The 15,364-nt window shown below is 38.4% G+C and carries 17 protein-coding genes; 2 read left to right on the top strand and 15 right to left on the bottom strand.

All coding sequences use genetic code 11. The features are described 5' to 3' along the window. Positions 1-85: 85 nt before the first annotated feature. The 3 genes from J2S25_RS15620 to J2S25_RS15610 form a co-directional block, all read right to left on the bottom strand. Positions 86-817 carry a hypothetical protein gene (locus J2S25_RS15620; RefSeq protein ID WP_307192343.1) on the bottom strand — a complete coding sequence of 244 codons (732 nt, stop codon included), beginning with the start codon at positions 815-817 and terminating at the stop codon, positions 86-88. A gap of 2 nt (positions 818-819) precedes the next feature. Then, on the bottom strand, positions 820-1,359 hold the full coding sequence (locus J2S25_RS15615; RefSeq protein ID WP_307192342.1) for a hypothetical protein: 540 nt from the start codon (positions 1,357-1,359) through the stop codon (positions 820-822). A 421-nt stretch (positions 1,360-1,780) separates the two neighbouring features. Then, positions 1,781-2,245 (bottom strand): hypothetical protein, encoded by a 465-nt coding sequence (locus tag J2S25_RS15610; RefSeq protein ID WP_307192341.1) that lies wholly within the window; start codon positions 2,243-2,245, stop codon positions 1,781-1,783. 163 nt (positions 2,246-2,408) lie between these two features. Between J2S25_RS15610 and J2S25_RS15605 the strand changes: the two genes are divergently transcribed. Continuing rightward, the gene (locus tag J2S25_RS15605) at positions 2,409-2,651 is read left to right on the top strand and encodes a hypothetical protein (protein WP_307192340.1); all 243 of its coding nucleotides are present in this window, start codon (positions 2,409-2,411) and stop codon (positions 2,649-2,651) included. Between the two features lie 160 nt (positions 2,652-2,811). Here J2S25_RS15605 and J2S25_RS15600 read toward each other — a convergent pair whose 3' ends face one another. From J2S25_RS15600 to J2S25_RS15565, 8 genes are all read right to left on the bottom strand, one after another. Then, positions 2,812-3,558 (bottom strand): Cthe_2314 family HEPN domain-containing protein, encoded by a 747-nt coding sequence (locus J2S25_RS15600; RefSeq protein ID WP_307192339.1) that lies wholly within the window; start codon positions 3,556-3,558, stop codon positions 2,812-2,814. Between the two features lie 138 nt (positions 3,559-3,696). Then, entirely contained in the window at positions 3,697-4,146 is a 450-nt protein-coding gene (locus J2S25_RS15595) for a hypothetical protein (RefSeq protein WP_307192338.1), read from the bottom strand. Positions 4,147-4,395: 249 nt separating this feature from the next. Then, complete coding sequence (locus J2S25_RS15590) at positions 4,396-4,935, bottom strand: hypothetical protein (RefSeq protein WP_307192337.1); 540 nt, start codon at positions 4,933-4,935, stop codon at positions 4,396-4,398. 45 nt (positions 4,936-4,980) lie between these two features. Then, positions 4,981-5,541, bottom strand: coding sequence for a hypothetical protein (locus J2S25_RS15585; RefSeq protein WP_307192336.1), 561 nt, complete (start codon positions 5,539-5,541; stop codon positions 4,981-4,983). Between the two features lie 524 nt (positions 5,542-6,065). Beyond that, positions 6,066-6,488, bottom strand: coding sequence for a hypothetical protein (locus tag J2S25_RS15580; RefSeq protein ID WP_307192335.1), 423 nt, complete (start codon positions 6,486-6,488; stop codon positions 6,066-6,068). An 81-nt stretch (positions 6,489-6,569) separates the two neighbouring features. Continuing rightward, entirely contained in the window at positions 6,570-6,749 is a 180-nt protein-coding gene (locus tag J2S25_RS15575) for a DUF4083 domain-containing protein (protein WP_307192334.1), read from the bottom strand. Positions 6,750-6,878: 129 nt separating this feature from the next. Then, on the bottom strand, positions 6,879-7,790 hold the full coding sequence (locus J2S25_RS15570) for a hypothetical protein (RefSeq protein WP_307192333.1): 912 nt from the start codon (positions 7,788-7,790) through the stop codon (positions 6,879-6,881). A 49-nt stretch (positions 7,791-7,839) separates the two neighbouring features. Then, positions 7,840-8,787 (bottom strand): sensor domain-containing diguanylate cyclase, encoded by a 948-nt coding sequence (locus J2S25_RS15565; protein ID WP_307192332.1) that lies wholly within the window; start codon positions 8,785-8,787, stop codon positions 7,840-7,842. 256 nt (positions 8,788-9,043) lie between these two features. Here J2S25_RS15565 and J2S25_RS15560 point away from each other — a divergent pair, with 256 nt between their 5' ends. Then, on the top strand, positions 9,044-9,652 hold the full coding sequence (locus J2S25_RS15560) for a helix-turn-helix domain-containing protein (RefSeq protein ID WP_307192331.1): 609 nt from the start codon (positions 9,044-9,046) through the stop codon (positions 9,650-9,652). 150 nt (positions 9,653-9,802) lie between these two features. Here the strand turns inward: J2S25_RS15560 and J2S25_RS15555 are convergent, their stop codons facing one another. The 4 genes from J2S25_RS15555 to recQ all read right to left on the bottom strand — a co-directional run bounded on the left by J2S25_RS15555 (position 9,803) and on the right by recQ (position 15,264). Then, on the bottom strand, positions 9,803-9,979 hold the full coding sequence (locus J2S25_RS15555) for a hypothetical protein (protein WP_307192330.1): 177 nt from the start codon (positions 9,977-9,979) through the stop codon (positions 9,803-9,805). A 396-nt stretch (positions 9,980-10,375) separates the two neighbouring features. Continuing rightward, complete coding sequence (locus J2S25_RS15550) at positions 10,376-11,020, bottom strand: hypothetical protein (RefSeq protein WP_307192329.1); 645 nt, start codon at positions 11,018-11,020, stop codon at positions 10,376-10,378. A gap of 592 nt (positions 11,021-11,612) precedes the next feature. Continuing rightward, positions 11,613-12,986, bottom strand: coding sequence for a 23S rRNA (uracil(1939)-C(5))-methyltransferase RlmD (gene rlmD, locus J2S25_RS15545; RefSeq protein ID WP_307192345.1), 1,374 nt, complete (start codon positions 12,984-12,986; stop codon positions 11,613-11,615). A gap of 145 nt (positions 12,987-13,131) precedes the next feature. Further along, entirely contained in the window at positions 13,132-15,264 is a 2,133-nt protein-coding gene (recQ, locus tag J2S25_RS15540; RefSeq protein ID WP_307192328.1) for a DNA helicase RecQ, read from the bottom strand. Positions 15,265-15,364 lie beyond the last annotated feature (100 nt).

The following is a 15,364-nucleotide window of genomic DNA, read 5'->3' as shown; positions in this document are numbered from 1 at the left end:
GTTTTTTCTGACGGGTTAGGTGTTTTAAAATTTAGTTACATAGAAGGGATAAGGATTAAGGTTATCTCAGCTGGTTAAGGATACCCTATCTACTGCTTCTTTCTTTCCTTTTATTTAAGATCGTAATGATTAAATTCACATCAGAATAAGCATATTCAGGCATCTCATTCCAGAAAGTTTTTGTTGCTTCAACATAATTTATAAAATCTTGTTCATCAACCATAAGAGAGTATGAATCTAATAATACTGCTCTTGCCAGTTCCAGTGTATCAGTTCCCTTTATTAGATCGAGTTCAAAATAATCTGGTCTTATCCTTCTTAGCTTCCTTGCTGACTCACCATCACCATGTTTGATGGTATTAACCAACAGTCTCATTTCCTTAATCATTTTCCAAGATGCACATTCTTCAACCTTTACCTCATGTAATTCGAATATGTTTTTTGATTCGCTGAATGATAAGGAATTATTATGAAATTTTATAAAGTGACCAATCTCAGTAAGAGTAAACTTAATTAATTGTTGTTCCCAAATTTGACAAAGCATTGATATTGTCATTAGTAAATGGTTTTTCTTTAACGTTTCTAAGAGATCGTAAAGCTGTATTGCTTCATCATTTGCATAGTCTGCAACTGCAGAGAGATCAGTGCTTTCATCAGCTGGATAGTTGTTATAAATGTGATTCGCATAATCGGTAGCTTCCGCTTCAATATCATTAAAGGTTGGCTTTGTTCGAATATAATATTGTTCGACCATAGACAGCTCTTTTTTATGTCTTTCCATTAACGGCTTCCAAAAATAGAGTTGAGTCCGATTCACTTTTACCACTCCTCTCTTGTTGAAACCCTTTCATAAATCCAGTAATACAATCTGGAATGGACAAAATCTATTTCATTCTTCATATGCCCAAAATCAATCCCAAAACTTTCCTTACCATTACCATATTGAAACTCCTCTAAATCCTTATCAAACGGATACCTAAACGTCATAGAGGTATCATCAGTATCATGAAGCTCTTTTATCAATTTTCCAATTCTCCTAAATTCAGCTATAGCTTGTTGATTATTTACAAAATTATATTTACTCCTTACTTCGTTATCAACTTTAGACCATAAGCTATCCAATCTATGACCTTCAAGTTTTTCCTTTATTTTTTCATACTCAACTCCATTTTCTAAATATACCTTGTAAAGAATTGCTTTTAAACAAAGCTCTATTGAATGTCTATAAAGAAATAAAGCTGGATTAATAAAACCATCTACAATATGTCCTCTGTTTTCACCAACGTCATCAATTAGTTTGTCGGCAGAATTCTTAAATTGAGCAGAAAATAAAGCAAATTGTTCATCATATTTTCTCATTGACTTTTGCCAGTTTGGATATGCGTTTTTATAAATATCAGGATTAGTGTGATTCGTAATATAATCGATAATATTTCGTGGGACATTCCAATGCACTTTTATGACGAGAAAACGACCAAGAGAACTCAGGATATTCTTGAATAACCAAAGCTATTCCTCCTTCAATTGCTATACACTCTTTTTTCAAAAAGGTAAAAAATAATTTACAACAAATAAAAAGAGCCGTGTCAGCTACTTAGGACACGACTCTTAAAATTATATTTGAATTTACAACAGGAATTGTTCTTTGTTTATTCATTCCAAATACCTCACATATAGAAACGTTTGTTCTTATAATACTTTACAACCTCTCCTTTGTCAAACAATGGAATATTATTGGTGAAATATATTATTTTCGGAATTATAGAAGGTACTTAATACCCTATTTCCCCTCAACATAATTTCCTTTTGTTTCCTCCATTATTTTTCCTATTAGCTCCCATCTGCCATCCTCTATATCAATATCCGATATATCCAATTTTCCAAAAACCTCCATATATCCTGCATTCCTTGCTTCATCAAACAGTTTTTCTAACTTGTCTATTTCATTATCAATAAGCGTTTGTATCCAACTTTCTTCAAATCCCTCTAATTGTATGTCTGAATACATTTTGTCTTGCTTTTTTCTGAGCTCCCCCTTCTTCTTTGTCCATTTTCCTCTTATTTCGGAGTTCGGATCGAACGATTGAAGACCGTATTCCAATCTATTTATATCTCTTGTTGTATTAGACAACTCTCTAATTTTCCTTCTGAGCATTTCATCGTTTTTCAACTTTTCGAGTGCTTCCTTTAACTTCTGCTCTGTCGGCTTTTTCACTCTTTCAATAAACGCCTCGATTATATCCACACAATCCTTCCTTTGCTAACAGTTATATATTTATTTATATCCATCTTTCACAAAAACTTTGAGGCAAATTAATATTTTAGTTATATTTTCACGTAGAATTGGTTTAAATAATGGTGTACTTTAATCGCTTATGTACAAATAAATTAACTGGGGGGTCTTATCCTTGTTAGTAAAGTTCAGAGAAATGGACAAACCTTTTATACTGTATCAAAAAGAATACGCAGATGTCTTACCACTGCTCGAAATGATTAAAAAGCAAGGAGAATTCAGCTTCTTTTTTGATTCAAATGGCGATAGGAGGATTTTTGGAAGGTTTCATGATTATCAATATATGATTGAAATTAGTGCAGGCAGAGTATTTGAAACACTAACCGTTGAGCTTGATTGTAGCGAAATATCCTTATGATTCAAGAGAAAGACATATACTAAAAAGGAGCAAGAAGTATATTGTCTGATGTGAAAGTAGTGGCTTGCCCCTGTTTATATTCTGTCCATTTTTCACATTCCTCAGCACCCTTACGTTTAAGCTATAATTCACTTACAAAAAATGCAGTTTAATAACTTTTCTATTTTACTGGCAGGTTCTTTTCAAGCACCTCAATAGTTGCCTTGATACTTCTCAAAAGACCAATCATTATCGCTTTAATTTCAGTTGTAGTTGTATATTTGCCAATTCCAAAAGCGACTAACCCTCTTGATTTTGAGATGCCCGAATCAATCTGATAAGGAGGATGATTATGGGCAATATCGTTCCTCATACGTATTCCAAGTTTATAGTCATCAGAGTGTTTTACTTTGATTAAATCTCTATATAAAGGGCGGTTTACCTCTTTCAGTTTAAAAATTGCATTGTTGAAACTTATTTGGTCTCTTGGATCATCTTCATTGATTTCAAAGTCATACAGTTTAAATAACAAATGACCAATAGTTTCATATACGGTAGAAGATTGCAAAAAGAAAACATCAACAAAATATATGAAGTTGAAAAAGTTACTGTAATGCTTTTCCTCAAAATGAGGGTAATATTCAACTGATTGCCCTTGTTTACCTGGTGAAATATGCCATTCATCATCAGGAATACCCCTATAATAGTAGTGCATTGCATAACCAAAATTGCGGTCTACTGAAAGCAATCTATTTGCTAAGACTCCTTCCCAATGTTGCCTGTCCCAATTGTCTAAGTTAAAAAGTCGGTCGTCTTCTTTTTGAAACATTCCTTTTGGAACTTCAAAATCTTTCAAGGGACTTTCCTTTGTAGTTTCTCTAAGATCAACATTAGAGATGTCTTCAAAAGGAACAATATTAATTCTCATAAAATCATCTCTCCTGTAGGAAATCACTATTAACTCCATTATAGTCCTTTTCAACGAATTCGTCTTTTGATTGTCTCTTTTTCCGAAACCGAAGAAGATATGCTGGTTCTGTTTCTTTTATCTCCTCTTTCTCACTTCCTATTCCAGCCAACTGCTTATCTCTCTTATGAGCCGTTCGTTCTCCCTTGTTAATCTTGTTTTCATAGTAACAGGAACAGCGGTGATCTTTCTTCGATTTGGGTTTCTGACATTTTTCTTCACCACTTTCATAAGTTCCTTGTCGAGCCTCCCCTCATTTACGCCCTCGGGAACATCTGTCTGATTTTCTCCCATCTGCTCTTTTCTGACCGAATCCAGTGTCTTCATAGCTTTGTCAGCCATACCACACTTATTCAAATCCCACTCACTCCCTTGCTTAATATTCTTTCGAACCAAACCCTCAATTTGCTCTAATTCTATTTTTTCTAAAGAAAAGATACTGATGATCGCATCTACATCTACATTTTTGCTAATTAACTCTATGACCAATTTCAGAATTTCTACTTTTGCTTCTTTTAGTACCGCTCCATGCTCAGGCTTATGATTCACTGTCACTCCACTCCATTATCTCTAACTGTTTTGTATCTATTTAACTGCGGAAAATTAATCATATTATCACTATTAATTGCTATCCTTCAACCAATTTACCGATAAACATTATCTAATCTTTTGATAACGTTTTATTAGGCGTATATGAAGTAAAAGACACTCTAATCCAGTCAAGGAATGAGTGTCTTGTATCGATTGCCACATGTATTTTTATTGCTGAACTTCGTACCCGCTTACCATTGTTATTTGTTAATCAATAAAGCAACGGAAAGCCCCTGATATTGACCAATTCTTACTCGAAGTCCTGACTTGTTTTTCGAAGTATCTTAGGAAGTTATTATATGTTTCCATAACCAGTTTCCCCTCTACAAACATGATCCACATATCATATTCAACCTTTAGCCCATGCCAATCATTAACCAATATTTCATCAGTAATGATGTTTCTCTGAAAACATGAAAACTTCTTTGCCTTTGCCAGCTCCAATATATTCTGGAGAGAAGACTGCTCAGAAACAGCTTTTAGTGCGGTCTCAAAAGATTCCTTATAATGTTGTTGAGGATAAAGCGAAAACTGGAATTCGAGGAACTGATTCAATTGATCAAGTACGATAAACTCTTTTATTGTAAAGATGTACTGCTCCTCCGTATCTCCACGTTCGAATAAAGACATATCCATTACTTTATCGAGAGCTTCCGTCACTTTCTCTATGGATACATTCAATTTAGCGGTTCTTTCTTTTTGAATAACTATGCGACTGCATATGCCCAGTTGCAAATATTGCCCCAATGGTTCTTCCTCCCTAACCACTATTTCTTTTATTTTCCGATGACATTACCTATTTCGTCTCAGCACTGAACGGGCCGCATTGTGTACCGCTTTATAAAAGGGGTGGTAATTCTTGTGTTCTTCGAGCAAATACTTAACCTCAATAGAAATGTCGGGATTCTGCAACTTCACTTTTTCATAAAGTAAGATCATTTCATTTTGCATCTTCTGCAAATTATGGTTCTTGAATGATGCTCGACCATCAACCCACTGTTCCATGCTGGATACATCAGAACATATCGTCACGCTCTTACAAGATGGCATCATATGTTTTGAAAAGTTCTTCAAAGCGTAGACAACGGCTCCCATTTCGCCGAAAAAACTTTTATCTAAACAATCAGGAGGTGGATAGACCATTTTCTTTATCAAAACTGTTGACGCATTATGAACAAAGATACATGCGACTGACTGCAATCTATTTTTTATGGAAGCATCACAGTAGACATACAGATCTTCTCCGAGATATTGTTCGAAAATCAAATCCCTTATCTCTTGTGGCACGTTATCTTCAAAGCCAGTCCAAAAATTCAGATCCTCCACTCGTTTTGAATTTCCTTTTGATTTCACACCAATCCCCCTAATGAAAAACATATAATTTGCAAAACAAATTCTCCAGAGTGTTGCTGAAATCTGGTTACATCCTTCTGAAAAAAAGATCGACTTACTTTTCAATCTCCCCCCCTAATAAGATATTTCTCTCTCTTTTCATCGTCTTATCCTCGAAACCTATGACCCTTGCTTGCACTACAATGTCTATAGAAACGCACCAAACAGGATTCCAATCATCAGCACGAAAATGTTAGTTATATGTTCCAAGATAGCCTTCCGCATAAATTCAGGTTGATCAAATTTCCCAAACGAATGCCTCATACTCTTCCTCCTCATTTCAGATCAATTTTTAATACAGTTGCCTAAAAAACGGCATTAAAAAATGCCAATCATAATGATTGGCACGTGAATTTCGCATATTTATTTAGTGATAGAGTTTTATGGGCAAACATATCAATCACCTGATATCCGTTTATTGTTATTGCTTTTCCCAATCATAACTATGTAAAATTAACCGTCAATTCCTTGCCACTCTTCTGGTATCATTCATTTGCTTCTTGAACAGATGGATACTTTGTTCCAAAGAAATACCCATAAAAGCCCCATGCTGAACGAACATCGTCAAACGAGACATTAAGTATCTCAGCTTGTTGTTTAAAGCTACTGTAGATCTCTGGCTTTTCAATAACCAACAGCAATAATTTAAGCAATAGGGAAAACGGTGTATCCTCCAGGACATCCTTTCCTGTCCTTTTAAATCCGCCCTCTGTCTTTATAATTAAGTTGTGTTTTTCAAGACAACCCAACTTTTTTAATGTCCCTGTATAGGAAATCCCATATTGAAGAGAGATTTTCATTTTGGACAATTTGCAGACTCCTTCGCTATCCGCATGCTGTTCAATAATAGCAAGTAGCCGTTTATATCCGTCGATTGTGGCTTTTATTCTTTCAAGAGGGGTTTCCAATGTACATTCTCCCTTGCAATTGTGAAGATTTTTTTCTTCTGTAGAAATGCACATGTTAGGTGAATAAGAACCCATTGTTATTTATTCTTTCTTTTCTTTTTCAAGAAGGTCAATTATCTTGTCCAGTTTTTGTTCAATATTTTTAAAATTGGAATTTTTGGAACCCTTTACTATTGAACGAACAAGATAGTATATTCCAAAAATCATTCCCAATAAAATAATAAACATAATCAATTGATAAACTACATCTCCGATATTCATTTACTTCACCTCAAATGTATATTAAGAAAGCTGTTTTGTTTAATTTTACCCTATCTACTTTTTGTTTTTTCTTAAACAATCGCTTGTTCAACTAAACTACCCGTTTGTATATGCAAAACTACTATTTGGTTACTTTCCATTCATGTATGATGAAATTCTTTCCCTCACACTCTTCTCAGTTAAATCATCTTGATATGTAAAATAGATAATCCCAAGTTTATAAAATTCACATAGCATTGCCTTTTCTTCATCCCTGGCTTTCGTTTTTTTCAACGCTTCTTCTCCACCAAAGACCTTTATTGGCTTAAAATGCTGTTCTCCTTGGTTTTCAATCACTAAATCTAAATCTTCAATAAAGATATCAGCTCGCAAGTGATCCAAAGGGTATTGATGAATAACCGTATATTCGGGATAGAGTTTCTTTACTATATCAAGCAATTTGATTTCCGTTGTCCATTTTTTGCCGATTGTAAAATACCCCATTCTCATACGAACGCTGTCTTCACAATAACGCATAAAATCAAATACTGACTGTTCATCCAATCTCTTGTCATCATATTGTGTCGTAATAAGATATGGAACAATGTCTGATGGAATAAGTGATGCATCACGAATTCTTCCAAAAGGACTAATACCATAACTGTAGGCTACTCCATTTATGTAAAGTCCATATATGGCGTGGAATTTCGTACCGTTGATTGTCTTTCCAAACCCAAATGCAGGAGCAACCTTGTTGCACACATGGCAAAGATTCTCCTCGTATTGAATGGATTTTAAAAATGACTCTCCGATTTGTTCTCGCAACACTTTCGGAATATCGCTAAAACGGTTAAACTCGTCATTCATGAGGTAAACTTCCAGACCAGTCTTCTGGCAGGAGCAATAATAAACAGGACTATCCTGTGTTTCCTGAAAACCAAAAAAAGAACCAAATCTCGAAGGGTAATGAACTATGGGATAAGGGAGATTTGTTTCATGAGAAATGACTTCATCAGATTCTAATTGGGGAATGGCTTCTTTAGGAACGATTTTTGATTTCATTATCTAATCCCCCTTGGGTTGGAAAGGAATGTCTGATATAGGAGTTGCCTTATTTCAAAACTGGCACTCGCTTTCTGCGGTTTTTATTGCGGTACATATCCTTATCTGCCTCTGAAAATATCTCTTCCATTTGATGAATCGATTCTGCTCTATATGCATATCCAATCGAAAGTTTAATTGGCAGATTTAAAGATTCAATCACATTGTCGTTCATCTTACTATTTATTTCAGATACCACCATCTTTATGACAATTTCCTCCGAGGCATCTGTGACTATTAATGCGAATTCATCCCCACCCATTCTTGCAATGACTGTTTGCTCACAGGAAAAGTCATTCAAGATGTTAGCGGTGGTTTTGATAAGTAAGTCGCCAGCATTATGACCATAATGATCATTTACATATTTTAATTCGTCTAAGTCGCACATAATGATTGCAACGGGAGCGTTTACTTCGTGATTATATTTAAAGAGTTTCTTCTCAAAATATCCTCTGTTATATAAACCTGTTAGGTCATCGTGGTTAATTCTATATTCAAGCTCAGCCTGTAGTTTTATCTTTTCATTGATATTTCGAAGGATACCTTGCAATGCTACTATTTCTCCATCCTTATATACGGGTGTTGTGTATTCCTCGTAGCAGGTGTACCCACCTTTACGGTCACTGATTCTATTTACAATTGGCTTATTGTAATCCACTTCTCCCTTGATTTTTTTCCACAGCATTTCAAGATCATCTGGATGAACCAGATAAAAGAACTTTTGTGGATCAACAAATGCTTCTTTTCCCATTTCTTCTCCAACAAAGTGTTCTAATGGCGGGAGGACATATCTGAACTGAAATCCAGGCTTCTTTTCAAAATAATAAATAATATCTTTTGTACTCGCCACTAAACCACTGAATCGTTTATCATCTTCAACTTGTTCCTGACGAATTCTCTTCATTTCGGAAAAGTGATAAATTCCAAGTCCACAAACGCCTACAATTAAACCTAACAAAAACCACCACATCTATTAAGTTCTCTTCCCTTCGTGTATCACTTAGATGACTTATTGATTTCTATTATACAATTTCCCCCAGCATCTTACGTTAAATATTTCAACTAATTTTCCAAAGGCAACGGTAAACAGCAGGACAAATCCAATTATTAAATCTGTCCTATAATTGCCCTGATATTGTCCTGTTCAAGACCTTCAAGAAGATTAAAACTGGATATATAATGGAAATAAGATAAACAGAAGGAGATGAAGTACGATGCACATTGGATTAAAGTTAAAGCAATTAAGGGATTTGAAACTCTGGACACAAGCTCAATTAGCAGAAATCGCTGGTGTTAGCGAAAGAACAGTTCGGAGGGTTGAATCATCTGGTACGGCAGAAAGTGCCACCTTGCTATCAATCTTGAATGCTTTAGGGACTACTATGGAAGAACTGAACAAAATGTACAATGATGATGACACTTTAAAAGACGAAAGCAAGGAGAAACTTTCCGAGTTGAAATTTCTTCATAGGATAGAAAGCGGGAGAGAACTTGTTAGAATAATCGCTTCTGCTCACCAGTATGGCTATGACTATCATGACTGCAAGACAGAAGAACAAGTAGAGACTGTACAAGGCTTTTTAACGGTGGTTGCAGATGTGTTAGATATTTGGGATATGATTGAAATAGGACAAAGATTTGATTTGGAAAACAGCCTAACTACGCAAATAAAAGAATTAGAAGCTCTTGGATTGTGGGTTTTTGGAGATCGGCAAGTTGATTCACGTAACAATTGGGTGACTGCAATCATTGAAATTTATTCAAAGGATAATCCTCTGATACAAAAGATAAAGTTGGACAAAGACCTGGTTCAAAAAAAATAGCAGTTTGTTGGTAATTTAACATGTGAAGACAAGGAGTGTAAAGGTATGGATATGGGATATTTAATATCGGATTAATTATTGAAATGATTAGTATTTCGTGGCTAAAAGATAAAATTACCGTTCCTTGTAACCCTTACCCCTAATCATCTACTATGTCCTTCTGAAATAGAGTTGGTATCTCTCTTCCCTCGCCCCTATCCCCCTCAATCCCTTGCCCTGCCTGCTCTTACGCCATTTTTCCCCTTTAACTCTTACCTTTACTCTGTAATTAAGTTCTTCCCCGCATTTGCCCATTTTTGACCCCATTTCCTGTTCTTTTATCCTCAAACCTTGCCTCCAATATGTAATTAAGTTCTTCCATAGTCGGAGTGAGGATCAAGGACAAATTGCATCTCTCCAGGCTTTTTCTCAGGCTTTCCTTCCCGCTTTTTTTCTTGCTTCCCTCTTACCCGCTTCTTCTTCTCCTGCCTTATCCTCCAGCTTTAAATCGTTGATAAATCAGGTTTTTTAATCAAACGTTTGATTGAATTGGGAAGACCGAAGATCTTCATAGGCAAATAAAAAGAACCGAGAAAACGTACCAACAGTACGTCTCCCGATTCTTTGGAGTATTTCCCTTACATAGTTGCCTCACGCTTTCTCCCCCGTTCAGACACCAACTTAATTTCAGCAGGTACGAACTTGAATTCGAAGAGACTATTTACCTATCTTAGAATCTTTTAATTAGTTCTGCTTTTGTCCCATTTTTTTATCTTCCAAAATTAACACATCTTTGTCTAAGTCAAAAATAATCATTTTTTCAAAGTTAATTACTTCTAATGATTCACCGAAGTCTATGAATTTAGTGTAAATTTGACCATTCATATCTTTAAAATGACTTGGATGATAAATACCTGAATATGTGGATTTTCCATTTAATTTTTCATTTAATTCGTTATGATATTTAGCGTATTCTTTTATTGAACCTTCCTTTAAAAAGGCAAGTAACAAGAAAGCATTGTTTAAATTTCCAATACCGTCGTATTTCTCCCAAAAAATTAGCTCAAAAAGTTCCTTAATCTTTACAATATCAGTATTTAGAAAATACTCTTTCATGAGGGGAGGGAGCAATTTTTCAGCCTCTGGACTTAATGCATTCTTGCATCCATATAATCTATTATCAAATTTGTATCCTACAAACATATATGGTCTTAGGACAAATGGTTGGTATTGCACAGTTCTGTCATGGTCATCCATTTTTGTTTTTGATACTTTTGAATTCTTACACTCTTCGTAGAAATGATTGTGATATTGATCTACAAATTCCGTGTTACTATTTTCAGGTTTTTTCATTTGGGTTATCATTGAAATAATTTGTTGCTTCTTCATATCGAAGTCTCCTTAGGGGTGAGTTTTTGGTAAGCGTCAGATGGGAGTGCTTGAAGAAGAAGGTTAAGCACCACCTTTGAGGAAGTCATCTATCGCTTGTGTAATCATAATATGATGGAATTAAGATTGATACAATAGCTTTGAGGTCGTACCCTTGTCAAACCCCCTTTAGGATTACTTGGAATATATCAACATCTAATCCCCTTAAACCCTTACTCCTTAGAAAAAAAGGAAAAACTTTATTTTTTTCTTCTTTTCCTGTCTACTATGGCCTCACGCAAAAAAGTCTATCAACTTTCACCCCACCCCAACCCGCATTCCACCGTTTCCAAGTTCGAAAAAAGTTTTCCGAAATCCCGCTCTTCCCCCTTATTTTCCCCTTTTTCCACACTTTTTCACACGCTTTTCCCCCACTTTTTTTCACGCTTTTTCTCCAACTCGAAAAAAGTTTTCCGAGACCGCAAAAAGAAGAAAGGCTTATCCCGTATGGGATAGCCCTGGTTTTCTCACGCTTTTTTCCGTAATCTTTTTTCTCACTGGATGGAGAAATCGGAAGAGTTTATTGTGACGGGTTAGGGAGTTTAATTTTTAGTTACAATTTTCGCTCCAACAGTGCAACTGTTTCAACATGCGTCGTCTGCGGGAACATATCAACCGGTTGTACTTCCAGGGTTTTGAACCCGCCTTCTTCCAGGATTCGCAGGTCTCTTGCGAGGGTGGCTGGATTGCATGAGACGTACACTATCTTCTTCGGTTTCATGTCGATGATGGTTTGCAGGAGTGCTTCGTCACAGCCTTTGCGCGGTGGGTCTACTACTAAGACGTCTGCGCTGTTGCCTTCTTTGTACCAGGCAGGTATGACTGTTTCTGCTTCGCCGACTGCAAATTCGGTATTTGTGATGCCGTTTAGTTGGGCATTTCGCTTTGCGTCTTCGATGGCTTCGGGAATGATTTCGACTCCGAATACCTTTTTGGCTTTTTGTGCTAAAAATAACGAGATGGTGCCGATGCCGCAATAGGCGTCTATGACGGATTCTTCGCCTGTCAGCTCGGCGTACTCAAGCGCTTTGTCGTAGAGTACTTTTGTTTGTTCAGGGTTGACCTGATAGAACGAACGCGCAGAGATGGCGAACTTAATGTCTCCGATGTAGTCATAGATGACTTCGCTGCCCCAGAGGACCTCTGTTTGATCGCCCATGATGACATTTGTTTTTTTTGAGTTACTGTTGTGAACGATTGATTTTACCTTAGGAAGCCGCTCGATGATCTCTTCAACCAGTTTCGCGCGCTGAGGAAGCTCATTTGTCCTCGTTACCATAACAACCATCAACTCACCGGTTTGTCTGCCATACCTGGCCATGATGTGGCGTAGTACACCTTTGTGCGATTCTTCCTGATAAGGCTGGATTCCAAGCTCACTGGCGATTTCTTTTACCACCTTGATCGCCTCATTTATTTCATGAAGGTGAAGCAGGCTCTCGTTAGTATCGACGATCTCGTGGCTGCGCGGCTTGAAAAAGCCGGCGATCAGCTTGCCGTCTTTCTCCCCAACTGGCACTTGGGCTTTGTTTCGGTAATGCCACGGGTTGTCCATCCCGATAATCGGGTGCACCACAACATCCTCAAGCTTTCCAATCCGTGTCAGCACTTGCTTCACCATATTTTCCTTATACTTAAGCTGACCTTTATAGCTAATATGCTGAAGCTGGCAGCCTCCGTACTTATGGGCATCCTCAGCCGGACATTCAACACGGAATGGACTTTGTTCAAGAATCTCTATCAGCCGGCCGAAGCCGTATCCTTTGTTCACCTTGGTCACTTTTATTTTCGCATGTTCTTCGGGGAGACCGCCCTGCACGAAAATCGGGTAGCCATCGATCTTTGCGACACCAGCCCCGTCATGCGTCAAATCTTCAAACTCAACCTCTAGATAATCATTCTTTTTAACCGGGATTGTTTTGCTCATCATTTCCGTCCTTTGCTGTGAATTAGCTAAGTCAGAGTTTATCACATTGCTTGTATGATTGCGAAAGGCACAGTCTGCAACTATCATTGTACTGTGCGTCTCGAATGGGCTAACGCTGGAACTGGACAACTAAGCTGCGTCTCTCTTAATGTACCTTCTTTTTAGACATGTATAAAAAGACTTTGATCATAAAATAACTGATATGATCGGGAAGGAGTTCCTTGATTGGCTTGAGTTTGTCGCGGCCGGCTTCAGATACGGCCTGCTCGAGGTCGTTCATTAACTTAGCTGGAATCAGCACGTTATAGTCAACTTCCATATCCTGCTGGATACATTGAATCAAGTGATTTTCGATGGTACTTTCCGCAAGTTCGCGATTCGCGGCAATTTCAGCAACTGACAGTTTCGACTGATGCAGCTTGTAGGTTTCAAGATGAGAATCGCCAACGGCTTTTTTCGCCGGTTTCTTTCCGCCCTCGACAACGGCATTCATCACAGGCTGACGCTCTGGATATTCCTTGCAGAATTCGATGATCCGTTGAATGAATGGTTCCCCGTACTTCTGCAGCTTGTGCTCTCCGACGCCAGCTACATTAAGAAAATCCGCATTCGTCAGCGGCAGCTTCAGGCACATATCCTTCAAAGAAGAATCGGAGAAAATGACAAATGGCGGAACTTTTTCGGCTGAAGCAATTTCTCTCCGTAGCTCTCGCAGTTCTTCAAATAACGGGTCATCGTTTGAAACCTGCTTGACTCGAACTGCTTCCTTCCTAAACACCTTTGTCTTGCCGAGCAATACACCCTTCCCCTTTTCAGGGACATAGATGGTTGGGTAGGTTCCGTGCTCGACGCCAATTAATTCCTGCGAAATCAGGAACTCGATCAAGTCGTTCACCTGTTTGGAACTGCGGTTTTTCATCAATCCGTACGTCGGCAGTTTATCGAGGCGCAGCTCGGTCACCTTTTTATTTCGCGATCCAGTCAAAACATTCGCCGTCATCGCTTTCCCGTACTTCTGCCCCATCCTGATGATGCAGGACAGCACCATTTGGGCATCCTTTGTGACGTCTTCCGTTTCACGTGAGTCCGTACAATTTCCGCAGCGGCCGCATGGTTCCGTTTCCCTTTCGCCAAAATAATGGAGGATATAGGATTGCAAGCATTCCTCGGTGTGGCAGTACCCGACCATTTGCTGCAGTTTTTCCAGTTCAGGTGCTATTCGTTCGCGATCCGCTGATTGGTCAATCAAAAAGCGCTGTACCTGGACATCCTGAGAGGAATACAGCAAGACACATTCGCTGTTCAGGCCGTCCCGACCGGCACGGCCAGCTTCCTGATAATAGCTTTCCATATTCTTAGGCAGCTGAAAATGGAGGACGTATCGAATATTGCTCTTATCAATTCCCATTCCGAACGCCGATGTCGCGACCATTACTGTGGCCTCGTCCTGTAAAAAGCGGTCCTGTTCACGAGTCCGGTCTTCATCATTCATGCCAGCATGGTAGCGGGCAGCATGAAAGCCTTCCTTGTGCAGCCACTCATAAAGCTGGTCAACCGTTTTGCGTGTCGCCGCATAAATGATCCCTGCTTCTTTTTCATTCTTTTTGATGAAATCTTTTAAAAAGACTTGGCGATCTTGTCCTTTAACAACAGAAAAACTCAGGTTGCTGCGCTCGAACCCGGTAATCACGGTACGATTAGGGTCTATTTTTAGCGAGGAGCAAATATCTTCCCTGACCTTTGGGGTTGCGGTAGCCGTCAAGGCCAGTACAATCGGTTTTCGCGGCAGACGGTCAACAAGCCCGGAAATCTGCAGATAGCTTGGGCGAAAATCATGGCCCCACTGGGAAATACAGTGCGCTTCATCGACCGCGATCAACGGAATGTCCATTTCCTGCAAATCTTGAATGAATTCCCAGGAACTAAGGCGTTCGGGTGCAATATACAGCAGCTTGTACTTTCCATTCCTAGCATCATTCATCCTTGATGCAGCTTCGCGGGTAGTCAGCGAACTATTGATATAGGCAGCTGGAATACCGAGTTGGCTGAGCGTATCTACCTGATCCTTCATCAACGAGATCAGCGGGGAAATAACGAGAGTCGTTCCCGGCATCACAAGAGCAGGAATTTGGTAAACAATTGACTTTCCGCCGCCGGTTGGCATAACGCAGACCGTGCTTTTCCCATCCAACACGGAGGCGATCGCCTCGTCCTGACCTCGGCGGAATGTCGTATAACCAAAATATTTTTGCAATAATTCAATGGCTTTTTGCAGCATTTGTGGGCTCCTTTCAGTGAGAAAAAATGTGGATTGGCTGAGGAAATACTCTTTCATTGTACCAGAAAACAAGCAAAAATGCCCCTGCCTTAAAAGGAAA

This window comes from Mesobacillus stamsii (assembly GCF_030814065.1).
GTDB lineage: Bacteria > Bacillota > Bacilli > Bacillales > Cytobacillaceae > Mesobacillus > Mesobacillus stamsii.
This window is presented reverse-complemented; position numbering and strand designations above follow the sequence as displayed.